Annotated in this window: 21 protein-coding genes; 12 read left to right on the top strand and 9 right to left on the bottom strand. The window is 65.3% G+C overall.

Features of this window, described 5'->3' with window-relative positions; genetic code table 11:
- Genes EG799_RS12335 through EG799_RS12325 form a run of 3 tightly spaced genes read left to right on the top strand, consistent with a single transcriptional unit; the run spans position 1 to position 1,922 of the window.
- Positions 1-387 (top strand): VOC family protein, encoded by a 387-nt coding sequence (locus EG799_RS12335; protein ID WP_123881689.1) that lies wholly within the window; start codon positions 1-3, stop codon positions 385-387.
- A gap of 26 nt (positions 388-413) precedes the next feature.
- On the top strand, positions 414-1,016 hold the full coding sequence (locus EG799_RS12330; RefSeq protein WP_123881685.1) for a glutathione S-transferase family protein: 603 nt from the start codon (positions 414-416) through the stop codon (positions 1,014-1,016).
- A 42-nt stretch (positions 1,017-1,058) separates the two neighbouring features.
- The gene (locus EG799_RS12325) at positions 1,059-1,922 is read left to right on the top strand and encodes an oxygenase MpaB family protein (protein ID WP_123881682.1); all 864 of its coding nucleotides are present in this window, start codon (positions 1,059-1,061) and stop codon (positions 1,920-1,922) included.
- Here the strand turns inward: EG799_RS12325 and EG799_RS12320 are convergent.
- Positions 1,919-2,503 carry a J domain-containing protein gene (locus EG799_RS12320; RefSeq protein WP_123881679.1) on the bottom strand — a complete coding sequence of 195 codons (585 nt, stop codon included), beginning with the start codon at positions 2,501-2,503 and terminating at the stop codon, positions 1,919-1,921. The two genes, EG799_RS12325 and EG799_RS12320, sit on opposite strands and share 4 nt — an antisense overlap.
- A 55-nt stretch (positions 2,504-2,558) precedes the next feature.
- Between EG799_RS12320 and EG799_RS12315 the strand changes: the two genes are divergently transcribed.
- Genes EG799_RS12315 through EG799_RS12295 form a run of 5 tightly spaced genes read left to right on the top strand, consistent with a single transcriptional unit; the run spans position 2,559 to position 5,878 of the window.
- Positions 2,559-2,837: a BolA family protein gene (locus tag EG799_RS12315; protein WP_123881676.1), complete on the top strand. Its 279-nt coding sequence runs from the start codon at positions 2,559-2,561 to the stop codon at positions 2,835-2,837.
- On the top strand, positions 2,834-3,541 hold the full coding sequence (locus tag EG799_RS12310) for a glutathione S-transferase (protein ID WP_123881673.1): 708 nt from the start codon (positions 2,834-2,836) through the stop codon (positions 3,539-3,541). The genes EG799_RS12315 and EG799_RS12310 overlap by 4 nt, the downstream gene beginning before the upstream one ends.
- Before the next feature lie 9 nt (positions 3,542-3,550).
- Positions 3,551-4,450 carry a pirin family protein gene (locus EG799_RS12305; protein WP_123881671.1) on the top strand — a complete coding sequence of 300 codons (900 nt, stop codon included), beginning with the start codon at positions 3,551-3,553 and terminating at the stop codon, positions 4,448-4,450.
- Positions 4,451-4,502: 52 nt separating this feature from the next.
- Positions 4,503-4,994 carry an FKBP-type peptidyl-prolyl cis-trans isomerase gene (locus EG799_RS12300; RefSeq protein ID WP_123881668.1) on the top strand — a complete coding sequence of 164 codons (492 nt, stop codon included), beginning with the start codon at positions 4,503-4,505 and terminating at the stop codon, positions 4,992-4,994.
- Positions 4,991-5,878, top strand: coding sequence for an alpha/beta fold hydrolase (locus EG799_RS12295; RefSeq protein ID WP_123881665.1), 888 nt, complete (start codon positions 4,991-4,993; stop codon positions 5,876-5,878). The genes EG799_RS12300 and EG799_RS12295 overlap by 4 nt, the downstream gene beginning before the upstream one ends.
- Here the strand turns inward: EG799_RS12295 and EG799_RS12290 are convergent.
- A complete protein-coding gene (locus EG799_RS12290; protein ID WP_234029149.1) occupies positions 5,875-6,954 on the bottom strand; it encodes a DUF2332 domain-containing protein in 1,080 nt (359 codons plus the stop codon). The genes EG799_RS12295 and EG799_RS12290 overlap by 4 nt on opposite strands.
- A gap of 43 nt (positions 6,955-6,997) precedes the next feature.
- On the opposite strand from EG799_RS12290, the gene hisG reads away from it, so the two are divergent.
- The 3 genes from hisG to nusB are packed head-to-tail and all read left to right on the top strand — an operon-like array spanning position 6,998 to position 9,449.
- Positions 6,998-7,693, top strand: coding sequence for an ATP phosphoribosyltransferase (gene hisG, locus EG799_RS12285; protein WP_123881662.1), 696 nt, complete (start codon positions 6,998-7,000; stop codon positions 7,691-7,693).
- The gene (gene hisD / locus EG799_RS12280; RefSeq protein ID WP_407641236.1) at positions 7,690-8,985 is read left to right on the top strand and encodes a histidinol dehydrogenase; all 1,296 of its coding nucleotides are present in this window, start codon (positions 7,690-7,692) and stop codon (positions 8,983-8,985) included. The genes hisG and hisD overlap by 4 nt, the downstream gene beginning before the upstream one ends.
- Complete coding sequence (gene nusB, locus EG799_RS12275; protein WP_123881656.1) at positions 8,985-9,449, top strand: transcription antitermination factor NusB; 465 nt, start codon at positions 8,985-8,987, stop codon at positions 9,447-9,449. The genes hisD and nusB overlap by 1 nt, the downstream gene beginning before the upstream one ends.
- On the opposite strand, the gene EG799_RS12270 is transcribed toward nusB, so the two are convergent.
- From EG799_RS12270 to EG799_RS12240, 7 genes are all read right to left on the bottom strand, one after another.
- Positions 9,446-10,075, bottom strand: coding sequence for a response regulator transcription factor (locus EG799_RS12270; protein WP_123881654.1), 630 nt, complete (start codon positions 10,073-10,075; stop codon positions 9,446-9,448). The genes nusB and EG799_RS12270 overlap by 4 nt on opposite strands.
- A 197-nt stretch (positions 10,076-10,272) precedes the next feature.
- Positions 10,273-11,031, bottom strand: a complete 759-nt coding sequence (locus tag EG799_RS12265; RefSeq protein WP_123881651.1) for a proteasome-type protease — start codon at positions 11,029-11,031, stop codon at positions 10,273-10,275.
- 46 nt (positions 11,032-11,077) lie between these two features.
- Positions 11,078-11,893 carry a transglutaminase family protein gene (locus tag EG799_RS12260; protein WP_123881648.1) on the bottom strand — a complete coding sequence of 272 codons (816 nt, stop codon included), beginning with the start codon at positions 11,891-11,893 and terminating at the stop codon, positions 11,078-11,080.
- Between the two features lie 16 nt (positions 11,894-11,909).
- Positions 11,910-12,854: an alpha-E domain-containing protein gene (locus EG799_RS12255; RefSeq protein WP_123883113.1), complete on the bottom strand. Its 945-nt coding sequence runs from the start codon at positions 12,852-12,854 to the stop codon at positions 11,910-11,912.
- A gap of 19 nt (positions 12,855-12,873) precedes the next feature.
- Positions 12,874-14,304: a circularly permuted type 2 ATP-grasp protein gene (locus EG799_RS12250; protein WP_123881646.1), complete on the bottom strand. Its 1,431-nt coding sequence runs from the start codon at positions 14,302-14,304 to the stop codon at positions 12,874-12,876.
- A gap of 79 nt (positions 14,305-14,383) precedes the next feature.
- Positions 14,384-15,181, bottom strand: coding sequence for an esterase/lipase family protein (locus EG799_RS12245; RefSeq protein ID WP_123881643.1), 798 nt, complete (start codon positions 15,179-15,181; stop codon positions 14,384-14,386).
- A 97-nt stretch (positions 15,182-15,278) separates the two neighbouring features.
- Positions 15,279-15,818 carry a DUF3617 domain-containing protein gene (locus EG799_RS12240; RefSeq protein WP_123881640.1) on the bottom strand — a complete coding sequence of 180 codons (540 nt, stop codon included), beginning with the start codon at positions 15,816-15,818 and terminating at the stop codon, positions 15,279-15,281.
- Positions 15,819-15,923: 105 nt separating this feature from the next.
- On the opposite strand from EG799_RS12240, the gene uvrB reads away from it, so the two are divergent.
- Positions 15,924-18,110, top strand: a complete 2,187-nt coding sequence (uvrB, locus tag EG799_RS12235; protein WP_123881637.1) for an excinuclease ABC subunit UvrB — start codon at positions 15,924-15,926, stop codon at positions 18,108-18,110.
- The last annotated feature ends 7 nt before the right edge of the window (positions 18,111-18,117 follow it).

The following is an 18,117-nucleotide window of genomic DNA, read 5'->3' as shown; positions in this document are numbered from 1 at the left end:
ATGGCCGGCAAGACCGGCAGCCTCATCCGGTACGAACTGATGACCCCCGATCCCGACGCGGCGAAGACCTTCTACGGCGCGGTGGTCGGCTGGAACATCGACACCGGGGCAACCGGCGACAGCGCGATGGACTATCGCATGATTTGCCGCAGCGATGGCGGCGACCGGATGATCGGTGCTGTGATGAACACGCCCCCTTCAATGCCCCGGCTGGGCTGGACCTACTCCTTCGGCGTCGACGATATCGACCGCGCCGCATCGGCCGTGAACGCGGGCGGCGGCACCGTGGCGCACGGCCCGGACGAGATACCCGGGGGCGCATTCAGCGCAGTCTGCATCGATCCGCACGGCGCGACCTTCGGCCTTGTCGGCCCGCGCCTTCATTAGGCAAACCGGACGCGAAAGGGCGAACGATGGCAAAATATACCTTCTTCCACAATCCGATGAGCCGCGCGCAGATCGCCAGTTGGGCTTTCCACGAGGCGGGCGTCGAACCCGAGATCATCCATGTCGAATGGGAAGACAAGCCCGCCGCGCTGCTGGAAGCGAACCCCATGGGCAAGCTGCCGACGATCGTCCACCATCACTCCGACCACGATCACGTCGTGACGGAAACGGCGGCGGTGTGCCATTACCTCGCCGAAATGGAAGCGCCCGACCTGCTGCCCCGGGCCGAGGAGAAGGCCGCGTATTTCCGCTGGCTGTTCTTTGCCGCCGGTCCGATGGAGGCGGCGGTGACGAACAGGGCGATGGGGTGGGACGTGCCGCCCGAGCGCACCATGATGATGGGGTACGGCGATTACGACCGTACTATCGACGCGCTCGACGACTGGCTGACCGCCCATCCCCATGTCTGCGGGGAGCGCTTCACCATGGCCGATGTCTATGTCGGCTCGCAGGTCGGCTGGGGCCTCCGGTTCGAAACGATCCCGCAGCGAGACTCGTTTGCCGCGTACGAGCGGCGGTTGGCGGAACGCCCGGCCTACCGGGCTTCGATGGACGGCGCGCAGGACTGACGCCCCCCTCGTATTGCCATGCGGACGACCTAGATAGGGAGCATGGCCGAACCGCTGCCCAACCCTGTCGATCTGCTTCGCGGTGCCGTCGTCGGGCGGGTGCGGGCGACCTTCAACGACACTGCCAGGGGGGAAGCCCCGGTTCTCCCGTCCGACGAGGCGTTCTTCGCGAAGGATACACCCATCCGCATGGTCCATGCCGACGTCGTCAGCATGATGGTCGGCGGCATGGCGGCGCTCTTGTTACAGATGCTTCATCCGCACGCGCTGCGCGGCGTGCTCGACCATTCGGATTTCCGCGCCGACATGCACGGCCGGTTGCGACGCACGGCGCGCTTCATCGCGGTGACGACCTACGGGCACCGGGACGAAGCGGAAAAGGCCATCGCCCGCGTGAATCGGATCCACGAATACGTGACGGGGACGCTGCCCGACGGCACGCCCTATTCGGCGCGCGACCCGCGAACGCTCGCCTGGGTCCACGTGACCGAGGCGACGATGTTTCTCGAAGCCTGGCTGACCCATGTTCAACCCGACATGCCGATGGCGGAACAGGACGAATATTTCCGTCAGTTCGCCCTCGTCGCACGCAAGCTGGGCTGCGATCCGGTGCCGGAAACCCGGGGCGAGGCGCGGGCGATCTTCCGGCAGATGCGTTCGGACCTGGCCGCCGGGCCGCAGGCGCGCGAAGTGGCCGACCTGATCGTGCGCCAGCGCCCCGAGGGGCAGTTCGCTGCCATTCAGCCCTTCCTCGCCGATGCGGCGGTGGAGCTGGTGCCGCCGTTTGCGCGCACGATGCTGGGGCTGGAGAGGCCCGGCCTGTCGGCCATCCCTTCCCGTCTGGTCACGCGTGGTCTGGGATCGACGCTGCGCTGGGCGTTCCGGCAGAAGCCCTACCGCTCCTAGGCGAAGGCGTCCGCGCGGCGAAGCAGCTGGTAGGCCTCGACAACGCGCTGCAAATGCCCTTCGCGGCTGCGATCCCCGCCATTGCGGTCGGGGTGATAGCGGCGCACCAGTTCCGAATAGCGGCGGCGCAATTGCGAACGATCCGCTTTCGGCCCCAGCCCCATGACGTTGAGCGCATCGCGTTCGCGCGGGGTGAAGCGGCTGTATTCTCGGTGCCGCCCGCCGGCCTGCCGCCTTATGCCTTCCGCCCGTTCGTTGATCGCATCGAGCGGATCGGAAAAATCGGTCCAGCGCGGCATTCCGTCCGCACCGGTGCTGGCGAAGGCGCGCGTCTCGTTGCCCCATCCCGCGCCCGGAGCCTGCGCGGCGAGGATCTCGTCGGCGCTCATTCCGTCGAACCAGTCGTATCCGGCGTTGAACTCGCGGACATGGTCGAGGCAGAACCAGCGCCATTCACCCGGACCGTCAAAGGAATTGCCGCGCGTGCCGGGCGCGCGGAATTCTCCGGGTTCGTCGCACAGCGGATGCTCGCATTCGCGCCCCGTGTCTTCGAACCGTCCGTGAAATCGCTCGCGCCGCATCGGCTATAGGATGGGGAAGCGGAACCTTCCTGAAAACCCCCCATTGGCAAGACGTATGACAGGATCAGTACAGACAGAGATCGAGGATCGCCTGGAACGGGCGTTCAGTCCCACTCACATGGAGGTCGTGAACGACACCGCGAACCACCTCGGCCATGCGGGCGACGACGGCAGCGGGGAATCGCATTTCACGGTCATCGTGGAGAGTGAGCGCTTCGCCGGAAAAAGCCGGCTGGAGCGACAGCGCATGGTAAACCGCGCGCTCGGCGACATTCCCGGCCAGCGCGTCCATGCCCTCGCCATCAAGGCCCGCGCGCCGGGAGAAGCGGCATGAGCGTTCAGCTGTGGTACTGGCCGCAGATCCCCGGCCGCGGTGAATTCGTCCGCCTGTTCTGCGAGGCGGGCGAGATCGCGTATGAGGACATGGCGCGCGAACAGGACGCGGACGCGCTGGTCGAGCACATGCACGCGATGGAAGGCATCCGCCCGTTCGCCCCGCCCTATATCGTGGATGGCGACATCTGCATCGGCCAGACCGCGCTCATCCTGCAATACCTGTCCGACAAGGAAGGCCTGGGATCGGGCGAAATGGAGGTCGATCTCGGCCTGTTCCAGTTGCAGATCGATATCGCCGACTTCGTGGAAGAGGTGCATTCGACGCACCATCCCGTCGCTTCCGGCCAGTACTACGCCGACCAGATGGAAGCCGCATACGAAAAGGCGCACGATTTCCGCGCCAACCGCATTCCCAAATACCTCATCCATTTCGACAATGCCGTCGCATCGAGCGGCGGTCTATTCGTGCTGGGCCAGCAATGGACTCATGTCGACACCAGCCTGTTCCATATCATGGAAGGCCTCGACTACGCCTTTCCCAACTACATGAAGTCGATGCAGGGGAGCTGGCCGCACCTCGAAGGCGTGCAGGCGATGGTCCCCGAAATCGAGCCGCTCGCCGACTACCTTGCCTCCGAACACCGGATAGAGTTCAACGAGAACGGCATCTTCCGTCATTACGACGAGCTGGACGAGCAATAGGGCCGAACCATGGGTATCATGCAGACCGTCACCCCCGTCAGTCACGACCTGGGCAGCTTTACCGTGCGGCGCGCCCTTCCCAGTCCGAAGCGGCGCATGGTCGGGCCGTTCGTGTTCGTCGACGAGTTCGGACCGGCGCGGCTCGACCAGGGCGACGGAATGGACGTGCGCCCGCATCCGCACATCAATCTCGCAACCGTCACCTGGCTGTTCTCGGGCGACCATGCCGGCGCCATCGAGCACCGCGACAGCCTCGGCACCTTTTCCACCATTCGCCCGGGAACGGTCAATTTGATGACGGCGGGCCGCGGGATCGTTCATTCCGAGCGCAGCCCGCAGGCCGAGCGCGAAGGCGGAGCGGGGCTATACGGGATGCAGACGTGGCTCGCCCTGCCCGACGGGCGGGAGGATATCGACCCCGCGTTCGAGGCGGTGAGCAACCTGCCTGCCATCGCCGGAGACGGCGCGAGCGCAACGGTCATCATGGGCGAATTGTGGGGCGAACGCGCACCGACCACGACCTATGCCGAGACGATCTACGCCGATATCGCGCTGGAGGCGGGCGGTTCCATCCCCCTGGACGCCGAAGCGGACGAACGCGCCGTGATGCTGACCGGCGGCGACGCAGCGGTGGATGGAGAAGGCATCGCGCTTTACGATCTCGTCCTGCTCAAGCCGGGCGAGGCCATGACGCTGACCTCGCAAGGCGGCGCACGGGCGGTGCTTCTGGGCGGGGAGGCGTTTTCAACCCGGCGTCACGTCTGGTGGAACTTCGTCAGTTCCGACCGCGACCGGATCGAGCAGGCGAAGGAGGACTGGCGCGAACGGCGCTTCCCGACGGTTCCCGGCGACGAGGAAGAGCGTATTCCCCTGCCCGATGGCGAACCCAAGACGGTCAGTTATCCATAGATACGCGCGATCGTGGATGACGCGGCACGACGACCGCGCTATCTGCCCGGCCATGAAACGCGCATTTTCCGCCCTCGCCCTCGTCATCGCCACGATCATGTCGGCACCGGTTATCGCCCAGGAGACGCTTGTCCCGGCCGAACCGGGAACCCTCGCCTGGCACAATGCCCAGCAGGCGGCGCTCCATTCGCGCACCGCCGCACAAGGCTGGTCCACGCTCGAGGGCGGGGTCAAGTTTCGCCGCGTCGCCGGCGACGGCACCGGACCTGCGCCCACGGTCGAGGATATCGTGACGGTGAACTACACCGGCAGCTTTCCCGACGGCCAGGTGTTCGACAGTAACGAGGGCGGCGATCCGGTCGAATTTCCGCTAGGCCGACTGGTGCCCGGCTGGCAGATCGCCATTCCCTATATGGGCGTTGGCGATACGGCGGAAATCGCGGTGCCGATGGACCTCGCCTACGGGCCGGAGGGACGCGGCCCCATTCCGGGCGGGGCGACATTGCTGTTCACGATAGAATTGCTGGGTGTCGCACGGCCATGACCGAACTTGTCCCCGTCAGGCTTGCCAACGGCATCACGCTCGACGTCTGGGATAGCGGCCCTCGCGACGCGCCGGCGCTCGTCTTCCTGCACGGCTTTCCCGAAAACCATCGAACCTGGCGTTATCAGATCGAGCATCTGAACGATCGCTTCCGCTGTATCGCCCCCGACCAGCGCGGCTACGGCGCTTCGTCGCGGCCCGAAGGTGTCGAGCATTACGAGCCCGCGCTGCTGGCGCAGGACATTGCCGCACTGGCCGAGGCGCTGGAACTGGGTCGCTACACCGTGCTCGGGCATGATTGGGGCGGTGCGATCGCGTGGCTGGTCGCGGCCTACGGACAGGCAACCGGCCATGTCGAACGACTGGTCATCGCCAACGCGCCGCATCCGGTCGTATTCGGACGCCTGCTGCTGGAAAATCGCGAGCAGCGCGCCGCCAGTCAGTACATCCGGGCTTTCCGCGATCCCGCGAACGATGCCCTCGTGCGCGAACACGGGCTGGGCGGATTGCTGGCCAGGGCCATCAGCTGGGAAGGCCGTGCGCAAAACGATCCGGAGGAACAGGCTCTCCAGGTCGAACAATGGAGCGATCCCGAGCGCGCCTTCGCGATGCTCAACTGGTACCGCGCCAGCGGAATCCACGTGCCGGAAACGCGGGAACCGCTCGCCGCGCCCGAAGGATCGGCGCCGAACTTTCCGACCATCGCGATCCCCACCCTCGTCGTCTGGGGAATGGACGACGAAGCGCTGCTACCGGCGAATATCGAGCGGCTGGGCGAGCACGTGACCGACCTCACCGTGACCCGCATCGAGGGCAGCGGCCATTTCGTGCCTTGGGAAGCCCCCGATGCGGTGAACGCCGCGCTCGACGCGTTTCTCGGCTAGGCCAGCCACTCGACCCATTCGCCATGCGGATGCGCCGTCGCCAGAAGGCGCGCGTCCCCGCCCCCCGGCCAGTATCGCACGCGCAATTCCTGAGTCAGCGTATCGCGGTTGGTTTCCAGCGCCAGCCAGGCCAGCGGTCTGTCTGCGCCGGCGTCCTTTCCGGCGGTTTCCATCGCCTGCGTGATCCGGTCACGCGTTTCGCGCGGAAGATATTGCCACATCACCGTATGGAACAGCACGCGGGTGACGCCTTCGTCCTGCGGCGCGGCCAGCATCTGGTCGACGAAGTCGCCGGCATCCTGCCGGACGATTTCGGGCGGCATCTTTTCCGCCATCGCGATGGCGCGGTCCATGCGCACCATGCGTTCGCGCGCGTCGGGCCAGATATAGGATTTGAGCCGCAGGGCGCGTTCGGGATCGGTCAGGTCGAGGGGCCGCGTATCGCATCCCTTCGCGCCGACGATCCGGACAGGCGCCTCGGGCGGGGCTTCGCCGCGCCATTGCGGCGCGATCGCGATAGACGAAAGGCTCGGCCCGACGTTCACGCCGCCGAGGTCGAAGTGGAACCGCCCCATCATGGTGTTGATGCCCGCACTCGCCCCGATCTCGTTCAGCGCGAATTGCGGACCCAGCCGTTCGGACAGCCACAACAATCCGGCCATGATCGCCGCGGACCGGCCGGCCTCGTTGGTCTGCGGGGGCGTGTCGAGCCAGGGGAGCAGGATGGTGTCGAAGCTGCGCGCGGTTTCTGCCACCAGTTCGTCGATCACCGGCTGATCTGTCATCAGTCCCTGATAGACATCGCCCAGCCGCGGTTCCGCATCGGTCAGGTAGAGGTAGTGCAACCCGCTCGCAACGCGCAGCGGCATCGCATCCTCAAGGCTCAGGCCCTGCCAGTTCGCCATCCGGCGACCCGTGGCCGTGTCCGTTTCGAGGATCGCCAGCAACGCACGGATGATCCGCGCATTGGCGGGCGCACCGTTCGCCTCGGCATGGTCGGCCTGCCAGCGGATCGCCGCGGGCACGCTCGTGATACCCATCGCCGTGTCGCCAGCCCTGGTTTCGCCTTCGGCCATTCGCATTGCCCTTTTCTCGCCATCGCCCTATCGCGCGCAGGACATGGCCTCACCATCATCAACCCAAGACGCGCAGAGCCGTTTCGGGCCGCTCATCTTCGCTGTTCCCAAGGGCCGCATCCTCGACGAGGCGCTGCCGGTCATGGAACGCGCCGGCCTCGTGCCGGAAAGTGCCTTCTACGACAAGCTCGACCGCTCGCTGAGTTTTTCGACGACCGACGATGCGGCGCACATCATCCGCGTGCGCGCCTTCGACGTCGCCACCTTCGTCGCCTTCGGCGCGGCGCAGGCGGGGATCGTGGGATCGGACGTGATCGAGGAATTCGATTACCCAGAACTTTACGCCCCGGTCGATCTGGGCATAGGGGCGTGCCGCCTTTCCGTGGCGGAACCGAGGCAGCCGGTCGAATACAAGTACGGCAATCCGAGCCATCTGCGGGTGGCGACCAAATACCCCGCCCTCACCAGCCGTTTCTTCGAGGAGCGCGGTATCCAGGCCGAATGCGTCAAGCTGAACGGGGCGATGGAACTGGCCCCGTCGAGCGGCCTGGCCGGCCGGATCGTCGATCTCGTCTCGACCGGGCAGACGCTCCGGTCGAACGGCCTTGTGGAAACCGAGGTCATCATGCAGGTGAGCGCGCGCCTCATCGTGAACCGCGCCGCGTTGAAGACCGATCGGCGCGTCGCCGATCTCGTGGACCGGTTCCGCGCCGTCGCCGAAAACAGGAAAGCAGCCTGATGCAACGCCTCATCCTCGACCAGGACGATTTCGAGCGCCGCTTCACCCGCATCGTGAACGACCGGCGCGAGAGCGACCCCAATATCGATCACGACGTGCGCGAGATCATCCAGCAGGTGCAGACGGGCGGCGACGATGCGCTTCGCGAGCTAACCATGCGCTACGACAAGCATCCGCTGACCGCGGATCTGGCGAGCTGGCGCATCGGCAAGGACCAGTGCAAGGCCGCCTACGATTTCCTCGACCAGCCGACCAGGGACGCGCTCGAACTGGCGGCAGATCGCATTCGCGCCTTTCACGAAAGGCAGCTGCCGAAGAATTCCGACTGGCGCGATGCCGCGAATGTCCGGCTGGGATCGCGCTGGAGCGCGGTCGACGCGGCGGGCCTGTACGTCCCGGGCGGACGCGCTTCCTATCCCTCCAGCCTCCTGATGAACGCCATTCCGGCAAAGGTCGCGGGCGTCGGGCGACTGGTGGTTACGACCCCCACGCCACGCGGCATGATGAACGATCTGGTGCTGGCGGCCGCGCATGTGTGCGAGGTGGACGAGATCTGGCGGATCGGCGGCGCGCAGGCGATCGCCGCGCTCGCCTACGGCACCGACCGCATTCGCGCGGTGGACGTCGTCACCGGCCCCGGCAACGCCTACGTCGCGGAAGCCAAGCGTCAGCTTTACGGCGTGGTCGGGATCGACATGGTCGCCGGGCCGAGCGAGATTCTCGTCATTTCCGATGCGCGATCCGACCCGGACTGGATCGCCGCCGACCTGATGAGCCAGGCCGAGCACGATCCGCTCGCCCAGAGCATCCTCATTACCGACGATGCCGGTTTCGCCGATGCGGTGGAGGACGCGATCGACGTGCTCGGGGCGCAGATCGAAACGCAGCGCACGGCGCTCAGGAGCTGGGAAGACCACGGCGTCGTCATCGTCGTGAACGATCTGGAGCAGGACGCCCCCGCCCTCGCAAACCGCCTGGCCGCAGAGCATGTCGAACTGGCCGTGGACGATCCCGACGCGATGTTCGCGAAGATCAGGCACGCGGGCAGCGTGTTCCTCGGCCGCCATACGCCCGAAGCGGTGGGCGACTACATCGCCGGGCCGAACCACGTCCTGCCCACCGGGCGGCGCGCGCGGTTCGCCAGCGGGCTGTCGGTGCTCGATTTCATGAAGCGAACCAGCTTCATTTCCCTCGACGCGGGAAGCCTCGCCGAAATCGGCCCCGCCGCGACCGCCCTTGCGGACATGGAAGGGCTGCCCGCCCACGCCGCCAGCGTGAAGGTACGCCTGTGATGACCGACCGGTCCGACCGACCCAAGCGCTCGCAAGCTCGTTCCGCCGCGCGGCTTGCCGCCGTGCAGGCGCTCTACCAGCGGCATATGGAGAAGACCGCGCTCGCCCGTCTGCTCGACGAGTTCCACCAGCACCGGCTGGGGCAGGAGATCGAAGACGCGCAGTACGCCGATGCCGAGGTCGAATTCTTCGACGATGTCGTGTCCGGCGTGGTGGCGCGGCAGGTGGAAATCGACACCCTGCTGATCGCGCGGCTGGCCGAGGGGTGGACCCTGGCTCGGCTCGACAAAACGATGCTGCAAATCCTGCGCTGCGGCGCTTACGAACTGCTGGCCCGGCAGGACGTGCCCGTGGGAACCGCGATCAGCGAATATGTCGACGTCGCTCACGCTTTTTTCGACAGCAGGGAGGCCAAGTTCGTGAACGGGGTGCTCGACGCGGTGGCGAAAAGCGTGCGCGCCTAACCCTCCGCCGGCACCGTCACTTCCTCCAGATCGGCCTCGAGCCGCAGGCGCACGGCCTCGGCGGCGTGGTGCGCATCCAGCTTTCCCATCATGTTCGCCCGGTGGATTTCGACCGTTCGCGGGCTGATCTGCAAGGTGCGGGCGATGGCCTTGTTGCTGCATCCCTCGCTCAGCAGGTCGAGCACTTCGCGCTCCCGCTTGCTCAAGGCGTCGATCCGGCGTCGCGCGTCGATAAGGCGGCGGCGCGTCTCGGCGTGCCGGCCGGCATCGGTGTAGACGTGGGCGACCATGCGCCGCACCTCGCTCTCGGTAAGGGGCAGTTCGAGAAAATCGAGCGCGCCGGCCTGGATCGCCTCGACCACCTCGTCCACGCCCGGATCGGTTTTCGCCGCCACCAGGGGTACCCATATGCCGGCGTCGGCAAGCTCGTTCAGCAATGCGGATATGCCATCGGCGAGGATGTCCTGCGAAGCGATGATGACCCCGGAGCGCGGCGGTCTGTCGATCAGTTCGACGAGGTCGGAATACACTTCCGCATGGTGCCCCATCGACAGGACGAGCCGCGACTGTTCGGCCCGGGAGCGACTGTTGCCGCCGACGATGTGTATCGTGATGCGCTGTTCCATATGCCGTGTAATGCCGGGAAAGCGCGCAATCGCCATTCCGTAGCAATGCGGATGTGGACGTATAGCGCGCAGGCCGACGCGCCGAGCCGTCGCGCAGCGGGGGATGGTTTCTATCCAGAATGGAGCGATCTCGCCGTTCGCCGGCTACAAGATTCTGCCTGCCCGGCTCGCCCCGGCGATTCCGTAGAAGGGATTACCTATTCGGCATCCTCGTGCGGCTGGTAGAAGCTGTAATCGGGCAGCGAATGGAAGGCCGCTCGCAGCGCGTCGCTCCAGCTGCTGGAGATCGCATCGAAATAGGGATCGGTCTGCTCGATCCGGCGCGCGTGGGTCGGCTCGAACTGGTCGCGGGCGATGACCATCAGGTCGAGCGGCAGGCCCACCGAAAGGTTCGCTTTCAGCGTGGAATCGAAGCTGACCATCAGCAGCTTCACCGCATCCTCGAAACTCATCTCCCGGTCGTATCCGCGAAGAATGATGGGCCGGCCATATTTCGTCTCGCCGATCTGGAAGAAGGGCGTGTCGAAGCTCGCCTCGATGAAGTTGCCTTCCGGATAGATCATGAACAGGCGCGGTTCCATTCCGGCGATCTGTCCGGCGACGATCATCGAGGCGGTAAAGCGCCCGCGTCCGCGCGAGCCGTTGTTGTCCTGCGTCTCGCGCACCGTCTCGCGCAGCAGCTTGCCGGTTTCGGACGCGACCTGGAACATCGTGGGCAGGCCGAGCAGGCTGTTCTGCCTGTCCTCGGGCGCCTTCGTGCGTTCCTCGAGCCGGCTGATGACGGCCTGCGTGGTAGCGAGGTTGCCGGCGGTCATCACCGAGATGATCCGTTCACCCGGCACCCGCCAGTGAAACATCTTGCGAAACACGGAGATATTGTCGACGCCCGAATTGGTGCGGGTGTCGCTCATCAGGACGAGGCCCTTTTCGAGCACCATTCCCACGCAATAGGTCATGCCGGATTCCCGTTCAGCCGTGGCCGCGTCGCGCTGCCGCGCGCGATCACTGTTCGGCTATTTGCTGCTCGACCGCAAGATCGACGGTCAGGTCTTCGGTCATCGCGCCGAAGCTTATCCCCGTCACCGGCGCAGCGTCGCGGTAGTCGCGCCCCGTCGCGACGCGCACGTAGCGGGGATCGGGGCTGATACCGTTGGAGATGTCGAAGCCGACCCAGCCGAGACCCTGCACGTAGGCTTCCGCCCAGGCGTGCGTGGCTTCCTGTTCGACCCTGTCGTTCATCATCAGGTACCCCGACACGTAGCGTGCCGGAATGTCTAGACTGCGGGCCGCCGCGATGAAGATGTGCGCATGATCCTGGCACACGCCGCACTGATCCGCCGCCGCTTCCTCCCCGGTCGTGGTGACGCGCGTCGTGCCGGTCATGTAGGTAACGTTCTCGCGGATCACGTTGGACAGGTTGTGGAGCGTCTCCACCATGCCTTCCTCGCTGCGTTCGACCTTGGCGATCAGCGCCTTGATCTTCGGCCCCGGTTCGGTGAGCGGCGTCTGGCTGAGAAAGGCCCACAGCGGCAGGTGCCCAGCGTGGCTGCCGATGACGCCGGCATTGTCCTCGGTGTGAACGGTGCCGTGGCATGTCACCTTCACCTGCGTCGCGCCCTCGTCCACCGACACCAGCGAGACGGTGTTGAAGTTCTGATCGTCGTAGGTCAGTTCCTCGCTCGCGCCGTCATACTCCATCTGCCAGTCGATGATTTCCTGCCCCTGCGTCTCCTTCGGCGTCAGCCTCAGGCGCTGGATCCCGTGACTCACGGGTTCGCGGAAGCGGTAGGTAGTCGAATGTCGGATTGAGAGGCGCATGATCTTTCGGCCTCCTTCAGGCCGTGAAGCGGTAGTCTTGGGATATGGCGCTGGCGAGCGACTGGTTGGCGGCGATGAATTCGAGAAGGAACTCGTGCAGACCCTGGTCGAAGATTTCCTCGACCTCCTTGCCCGACAGCCTCTGATCGGCCTCGCGCATCAATTCGTGCGCGTTGCCGCTGTGTCCGTGGAGCTGCGCCAGGTCGAACAGGTTCTCGCGCATGGAGGAATAGCAGAACACCAGGCTGCGCGGAAACCGATCGTCGAGGATCAGGAACTGTGCGATGGAGCGCGCATCCATCTTGCCCGCATTGAGCCAGCGATAGGCGCGCTCGGCCGAGAGCGAACGCAGCACGTTGTCCCACTGCCCGGTGTCGAGCGGCGTTCCGACGTAGCTGAGCGAGGGCAGCAGCAGATAGTATTTCACGTCGAGAATGCGGGCGGTGTTGTCGGCCCGTTCCAGAAACGTGCCCAGCCGCGCGAAGGCGTAGGTCTGGTTGCGCAGCATGGAGCCGTGCGTAGCCCCCCGCGCGAGCGAGCTTTCGCGCCTGATGGCACCCAGCGCCATGTTGAGGTTCGAATCGCGCACGGGCTTCGCCAGCAGGTCGCGCAGCGTCATCCAGCCCTCGTTGACCGCCTCCCATACCTCGCCGGTAATGGCCGAGCGGGTCGAACGGGCGTTGGTGCGGGCGCGCTCGAACATCGTCAGCACGCTTTCGGGATTGTGTTTCGAGCGCAGGACGAAATCGCATACATGCGCGCTCACGTAATCGTCGTAATGCGCCTCGTATTGCTGGCGCAGGCCGAGCGTGGTGAGGACCGATTTCCATTCCTGGCTCGCCATGTCGCGTCCGCGCGTCAGCGACATGCGCTGGCCGGCGGCGAGCAGGCGTGCGGTGTTCTCCGCCCGTTCGAGATAGCGGTACATCCAGAAAATCGAATTGGCGACGCGGCCCAGCATCGGCAGGCTCCGGTGCGGTTCAGTCATCGAGCACCCATGTATCCTTGGTTCCGCCGCCCTGGCTGGAATTGACGACGAGACTGCCCTTCTTCAGCGCGACGCGCGTCAGCCCGCCGGGGGTGATGTCCACGCCATCGGGCGAGCAGAGCACGAACGGCCTGAGGTCGACATGGCGCGGCGCCAGCCCCTTGCGCGTGAAGATCGGGCAGGTCGAAAGCGACAGCGTGGGCTGCGCGATGTACCCTTCGGGCTTTTCCTCCAGCTTGGCGCGAAAGGCGGCGATCTCCTTCTTGGAGGAGGTCGGCCCGATCAGCATGCCGTATCCGCCCGAACCGTGAACTTCCTTTACGACCAGCTCTTCCAGATTGTCGAGGACGAATTTCAGGCTGTCGGGATCGGCGCAGCGATAGGTTTCCACATTGGGCAGAAGCGGCTTCTCGCCGGTGTAGAATTCCACGATGTCCGGCATGAAGGAATAGATCGCCTTGTCGTCCGCGACCCCGGTACCCGGCGCATTGGCGATGGTGATGTTGCCGGCGCGGTAGACATCCATGATGCCCGGCACGCCCAGCACGCTGTCGGGATTGAAGGTCAGCGGATCGAGAAATTCGTCGTCGACCCTGCGATAGAGCACGTCGACCGGACGGAAACCCACCGTGGTGCGCATCTGGACCTTGCCGTTGACCACGCGCAAATCGCTTCCTTCCACCAGTTCGGCGCCCATCTGGTCGGCGAGGAAGGCGTGTTCGTAATAGGCGGAATTGTAGATCCCCGGCGTGAGCACGGCGATCGACGGATTGGCGCGCGAATCCTCCGGCGCGCAGGCGGCCAGGCTGCTGGCCAGGCGGCGCGGATAGTCGGACACGGGGCGCACGTTCACCTTGCTGAACAGCTCGGGGAACATCGCCATCATCGTCTCGCGGTTTTCCAGCATGTAGGAAACGCCGCTGGGCGTGCGGGCATTGTCTTCCAGCACGAGAAACTCGTCCGGCCCGGTACGCACGAGGTCGATGCCGACGATGTGGGTATAGACGCCGCCCGGCGGGGTGAACCCGACCATCTGCGGCAGCCAGGCGGCGTTGTCGCGAAACAGGCGTTCGGGCAGCCGCCCGGAACGGATGATCTCCTGCCGGTGATAGAGGTCGTGCATGAAGGCGTTGAGCGCCCGCACGCGCTGCTCGATACCGCGTGACAGGCGCCGCCATTCGCCGCCGGTGATGACGCGGGGCACCATGTCGAAGGGGATCAGCCGCTCTTCGGCATCGTCCTCGCCATAGACGTTGAAGGTGATGCCGGTCCGGCGAAAGAAGCTTTCCGCCTCGAAATTCTTGCGTTGCATCCAGGCCTCGTCCTGGCCGGACAGCCACTGCTGGTAGCCCTCGTACGCTTCGCGCACGGAACCGTCGCCCGTGTGCATCTCGTCGAAATTGTCCTGCTGGGATCCCGTCATCTGTACCCTGATACCAAGCGTGTCGCATGTTTGCGGCGCGCCAGAGGCCAATGCGCCAGCGCTTACCTCTATCAAAGGTTTATCGGCGTTCCAGTTCCGCGATCAGCGCCTGCACGACTTCGGGCGAGTTGCAAAATCCCATGTGCGAGCAGCGCAGCGCCACCACGCGGTCGCGCTCGGCAGGAAGGCCGGTGGCCGCCCGCCGGGAAACGACACCGTCGCGCGGACTCCAGAACGCGACCGTTTCGACCGGTGGCTTTTCGTGCGTGTCGACATCGACGGGCGGTGCATCGACCGCGTGGCCGGCGACCATCTCGTAGACGTGCCACAGATTGTTCGAATAGGGCGTGTGCCCGAAGGGAGAGCCCAAGGTGATGACCTTCTCCACGCAATCGGGCTGTCGCTTGGCGATCTCGCGGGCGAACACGCCGCCCAGGCTCCAGCCGACCAGCACGACCTTGCGATCGTACCGTTCGCGAACGCTGCACAGGCGCCGCGAGAGGAAGTCGAAATTCTCGGGCGTGGGTCCGAAATTGTAACCCAGCCCCCAGCGCTTGACCTTGTGACCGGCGCGCTCGAGCTGCTCCGCCAGATATTTCATGCGCCAGGCGCTCGTCGCGAAGCCCGGCAGCAGCAGTATCGTTCTCGGCGTAGCGCTTTTCTCGATGGGAAGTTCATCGCGGAACAATCGGCGCACCGGTTCCGCATACGCACCGACTTCGCCGAAGATGTATTTCAGCGGCGGTGTGTGCGCGTTCTCGACGCTGACGTCGCGCCTCAGCAATTCGACGCGCCGGCGCGCCGCCCTGGCGAACGAGCGCGCCGCATCTTCGACCCGGTCACGCAGACCGGCGGAGGTCGGGTCGGACGTCGTCATGGATCTGTAATAGAGGCTCGATCACCTCATCACAACGGTCCGCCGGCGGACGGTTCCCGGTCATGCAGGGGGCGGCGCGTTCGCGCGCCGTCGGCAATCAGGCGCAGTCGCCTATTCGTTCGGAGCGCACGCGCAGCCTGACGCTCGCATCGCCCATTCCGGGGACGGGTTGCTGGAACTGCATCTGCATGTCGGACGAGGTTTCGTCCGCCGTGCCGGTCATGGAAATGGTCCCCTGCGGCCCGTCCGCCGCGCGGCACGTCATCGACAGGTCGACATCGCCTCCCTCGGCGGAGAAGCGCGAGACGGAACAGTCATTGTCCGTCATCTGCGAAATCCATTCCTCCCGGTCCATGTCGCCCGTCACGCAATAGGTGTTGTTCTGGCCGGCGCCTTCGGCGAAGGCGCGGCGAACCATGTCCATCCGGTCTTCGGGCATGCCCGGCAGGCTCATCTCCACCAGCTCGAGCCGGGTGCGGTATTCGCCCGGCTGCGGCACGATGCCGCCATCCTCGGCTTCGGCCATCACGTCGTCCATCGACAGCGCCTCGCCCGACAGATCCTCGTCGGCATCGCTGCCGCAGGCGGCGAGCGTCAGTGCGATGGCGAGGGCGAACACACGGTGGCGGATACGCATTGGCTTTATCCCGTTTCAGCAAGCTGCGCGGACCCTACACCGAATACGCGCGTGCCCAAAAGCCCCATGTTGCGCCATCCGCGCGCGCGTCCCATATCGGCGCACATGGCCGAACTCGTCATCCGCAGGGGTCTGGAAGAACCCGATACCACCGGGGACTTCACACCCCACAAGCCCGCGCGCCCCGACAAGAGCCTGCCCGGCAGGAAATTCAAGCTGGTCAGCGATTACGAACCGGCCGGCGACCAGCCCACCGCCATCGCCGAACTGGTCGGCGCAGCGCGCGAGGACGAACAGACACAGGTGCTGCTGGGCGTGACCGGCAGCGGCAAGACCTTCACCATGGCCAAGGTGGTGGAGCAATTGCAGCGCCCCGCCCTGGTGCTCGCCCCGAACAAGATCCTCGCGGCGCAGCTCTACGGCGAATTCAAGAGCTTCTTTCCCGAGAACGCCGTCGAGTATTTCGTTTCCTATTACGACTATTACCAGCCCGAAGCCTACGTGCCGCGATCCGATACCTATATCGAGAAGGAAAGCAGCGTGAACGAGGCGATCGACCGGATGCGCCACTCGGCAACGCGCGCCCTGCTCGAGCGGGACGACGTGCTGATCGTGGCGTCGGTATCGTGCCTTTACGGCATCGGCTCGGTCGAGACCTATTCGGCCATGATCTTCGACATCAAGGCGGGGGAGAGCGTCGACCAGCGCGAACTCATCCGCAAGCTGGTCGCCCTGCAATACAAGCGCAACGACGCGGCCTTCGCGCGCGGCAATTTCCGCGTGCGCGGTGACAATCTGGAGCTGTTCCCGAGCCACCTGGAAGACACCGCGTGGCGCATCAGCTTCTTCGGGGACGAGATCGAGGAAATCAGCGAATTCGATCCGCTGACGGGCAAGAAGGGGCAGGATCTGGGGAAGGTCCGCGTCTATGCGAACAGCCACTACGTGACCCCCGGCCCGACGATGAAGCAGGCCAGCGCGGCCATCAAGTTCGAACTGGAGGAACGGCTGAAGGAACTGCACGAGGAAGGCCGCCTGCTGGAAGCGCAACGCCTGGAGCAGCGAACCAATTTCGATCTCGAGATGATCGCCGCCACCGGCAGCTGCAACGGCATCGAGAATTACAGCCGCTTCCTCACCGGACGCCTGCCGGGAGAACCGCCGCCCACCCTGTTCGAATATCTGCCCGAAAACGCGCTGCTGTTCGTGGACGAAAGCCACCAGACCGTGCCGCAGATCGGCGCGATGGCGCGCGGCGACCACCGGCGCAAGCTGACGCTGGCGGAATATGGCTTCCGCCTGCCCAGCTGCATCGACAACCGCCCCTTGCGGTTCAACGAATGGGACGCGATGCGACCCCAGACCTTCTGCGTCTCGGCAACGCCCGGGTCGTGGGAACTGGAACAGACCGGCGGCGTGTTCGCCGAACAGGTGATCCGTCCCACCGGGCTCATCGACCCGCCGGTGGAGATCAAGCCGGTCGAGGATCAGGTGCAGGACTGCATCGCCGAATGCAAGGCGACCGCGGCGAAGGGATACCGCACGCTCGTGACCACGCTGACCAAGCGGATGGCGGAAGACCTGACTGAATTCATGCACGAACAGGGCGTGAAGGTCCGCTACATGCATTCCGACGTGGAGACGCTCGAGCGTATCGAGCTGATCCGCGACCTTCGCCTGGGCGTCTACGACGTGCTGATCGGCATCAACCTGCTGCGCGAGGGTCTCGATATTCCCGAATGCGGCCTCGTCTGCATCCTGGATGCGGACAAGGAAGGCTTCCTGCGCTCGGAAACCTCGCTCATCCAGACCATCGGCCGCGCGGCGCGCAACGTCGACGGGCGCGTGATCCTCTACGCGGACCGCGTTACCGGCAGCATGGAACGCGCGATGGCGGAAACCGAGCGCCGCCGGGAGAAGCAGCGTGAATACAACGAGGAAAACGGCATCACGCCGCAGACCATCCGCCGCGCCATCGCCGACATCGTCGCGCATAGCGCGGCCAATGACGGAGTGACCGTCGATACCGGCGATGACGAGGTCAACAACCTCGTCGGGCACAATCTGCGCGCCTATATCGAGGATCTGGAAAAGCGGATGCGCAACGCCGCCGCCGATCTCGAGTTCGAAGAGGCCGGACGTTTGCGCGACGAGATCCGCCGGCTGGAAAACGACGAGCTCGGCCTCGGCGAAGCGGACAGGAAGGCGCCGCTCGTCGGTCGCTCCAACGAGGGCAAGCCGGGAACGCGCAAGCTGCGTTACGGGCGGACCCAGAAGAAGTGGAAGAAGTGAGGCGCAC

This window comes from Aurantiacibacter spongiae, assembly GCF_003815535.1.
Taxonomy (GTDB): Bacteria; Pseudomonadota; Alphaproteobacteria; order Sphingomonadales; family Sphingomonadaceae; genus Alteraurantiacibacter; species Alteraurantiacibacter spongiae.
Note: the sequence above shows the minus strand (reverse complement) of the source record. Positions and strands in the feature narration are given on the sequence as shown.

Excerpts from the sequence above, each read along its gene's own strand:
- EG799_RS12335 (WP_123881689.1), top strand. The coding sequence starts at position 1 with ATGGCCGGCAAGACCGGCAGCCTCATCCGGTACGAACTGATGACCCCC.
- EG799_RS12330 (WP_123881685.1), top strand. The coding sequence starts at position 414 with ATGGCAAAATATACCTTCTTCCACAATCCGATGAGCCGCGCGCAGATC.
- EG799_RS12325 (WP_123881682.1), top strand. The coding sequence starts at position 1,059 with ATGGCCGAACCGCTGCCCAACCCTGTCGATCTGCTTCGCGGTGCCGTC.
- EG799_RS12320 (WP_123881679.1), bottom strand. The coding sequence starts at position 2,503 with ATGCGGCGCGAGCGATTTCACGGACGGTTCGAAGACACGGGGCGCGAA.
- EG799_RS12315 (WP_123881676.1), top strand. The coding sequence starts at position 2,559 with ATGACAGGATCAGTACAGACAGAGATCGAGGATCGCCTGGAACGGGCG.
- EG799_RS12310 (WP_123881673.1), top strand. The coding sequence starts at position 2,834 with ATGAGCGTTCAGCTGTGGTACTGGCCGCAGATCCCCGGCCGCGGTGAA.
- EG799_RS12305 (WP_123881671.1), top strand. The coding sequence starts at position 3,551 with ATGGGTATCATGCAGACCGTCACCCCCGTCAGTCACGACCTGGGCAGC.
- EG799_RS12300 (WP_123881668.1), top strand. The coding sequence starts at position 4,503 with ATGAAACGCGCATTTTCCGCCCTCGCCCTCGTCATCGCCACGATCATG.
- EG799_RS12295 (WP_123881665.1), top strand. The coding sequence starts at position 4,991 with ATGACCGAACTTGTCCCCGTCAGGCTTGCCAACGGCATCACGCTCGAC.
- EG799_RS12290 (WP_234029149.1), bottom strand. The coding sequence starts at position 6,954 with ATGGCCGAAGGCGAAACCAGGGCTGGCGACACGGCGATGGGTATCACG.
- hisG (WP_123881662.1), top strand. The coding sequence starts at position 6,998 with ATGGCCTCACCATCATCAACCCAAGACGCGCAGAGCCGTTTCGGGCCG.
- nusB (WP_123881656.1), top strand. The coding sequence starts at position 8,985 with ATGACCGACCGGTCCGACCGACCCAAGCGCTCGCAAGCTCGTTCCGCC.
- EG799_RS12270 (WP_123881654.1), bottom strand. The coding sequence starts at position 10,075 with ATGGAACAGCGCATCACGATACACATCGTCGGCGGCAACAGTCGCTCC.
- EG799_RS12265 (WP_123881651.1), bottom strand. The coding sequence starts at position 11,031 with ATGACCTATTGCGTGGGAATGGTGCTCGAAAAGGGCCTCGTCCTGATG.
- EG799_RS12260 (WP_123881648.1), bottom strand. The coding sequence starts at position 11,893 with ATGCGCCTCTCAATCCGACATTCGACTACCTACCGCTTCCGCGAACCC.
- EG799_RS12255 (WP_123883113.1), bottom strand. The coding sequence starts at position 12,854 with ATGCTGGGCCGCGTCGCCAATTCGATTTTCTGGATGTACCGCTATCTC.
- EG799_RS12250 (WP_123881646.1), bottom strand. The coding sequence starts at position 14,304 with ATGACGGGATCCCAGCAGGACAATTTCGACGAGATGCACACGGGCGAC.
- EG799_RS12245 (WP_123881643.1), bottom strand. The coding sequence starts at position 15,181 with ATGACGACGTCCGACCCGACCTCCGCCGGTCTGCGTGACCGGGTCGAA.
- EG799_RS12240 (WP_123881640.1), bottom strand. The coding sequence starts at position 15,818 with ATGCGTATCCGCCACCGTGTGTTCGCCCTCGCCATCGCACTGACGCTC.
- uvrB (WP_123881637.1), top strand. The coding sequence starts at position 15,924 with ATGGCCGAACTCGTCATCCGCAGGGGTCTGGAAGAACCCGATACCACC.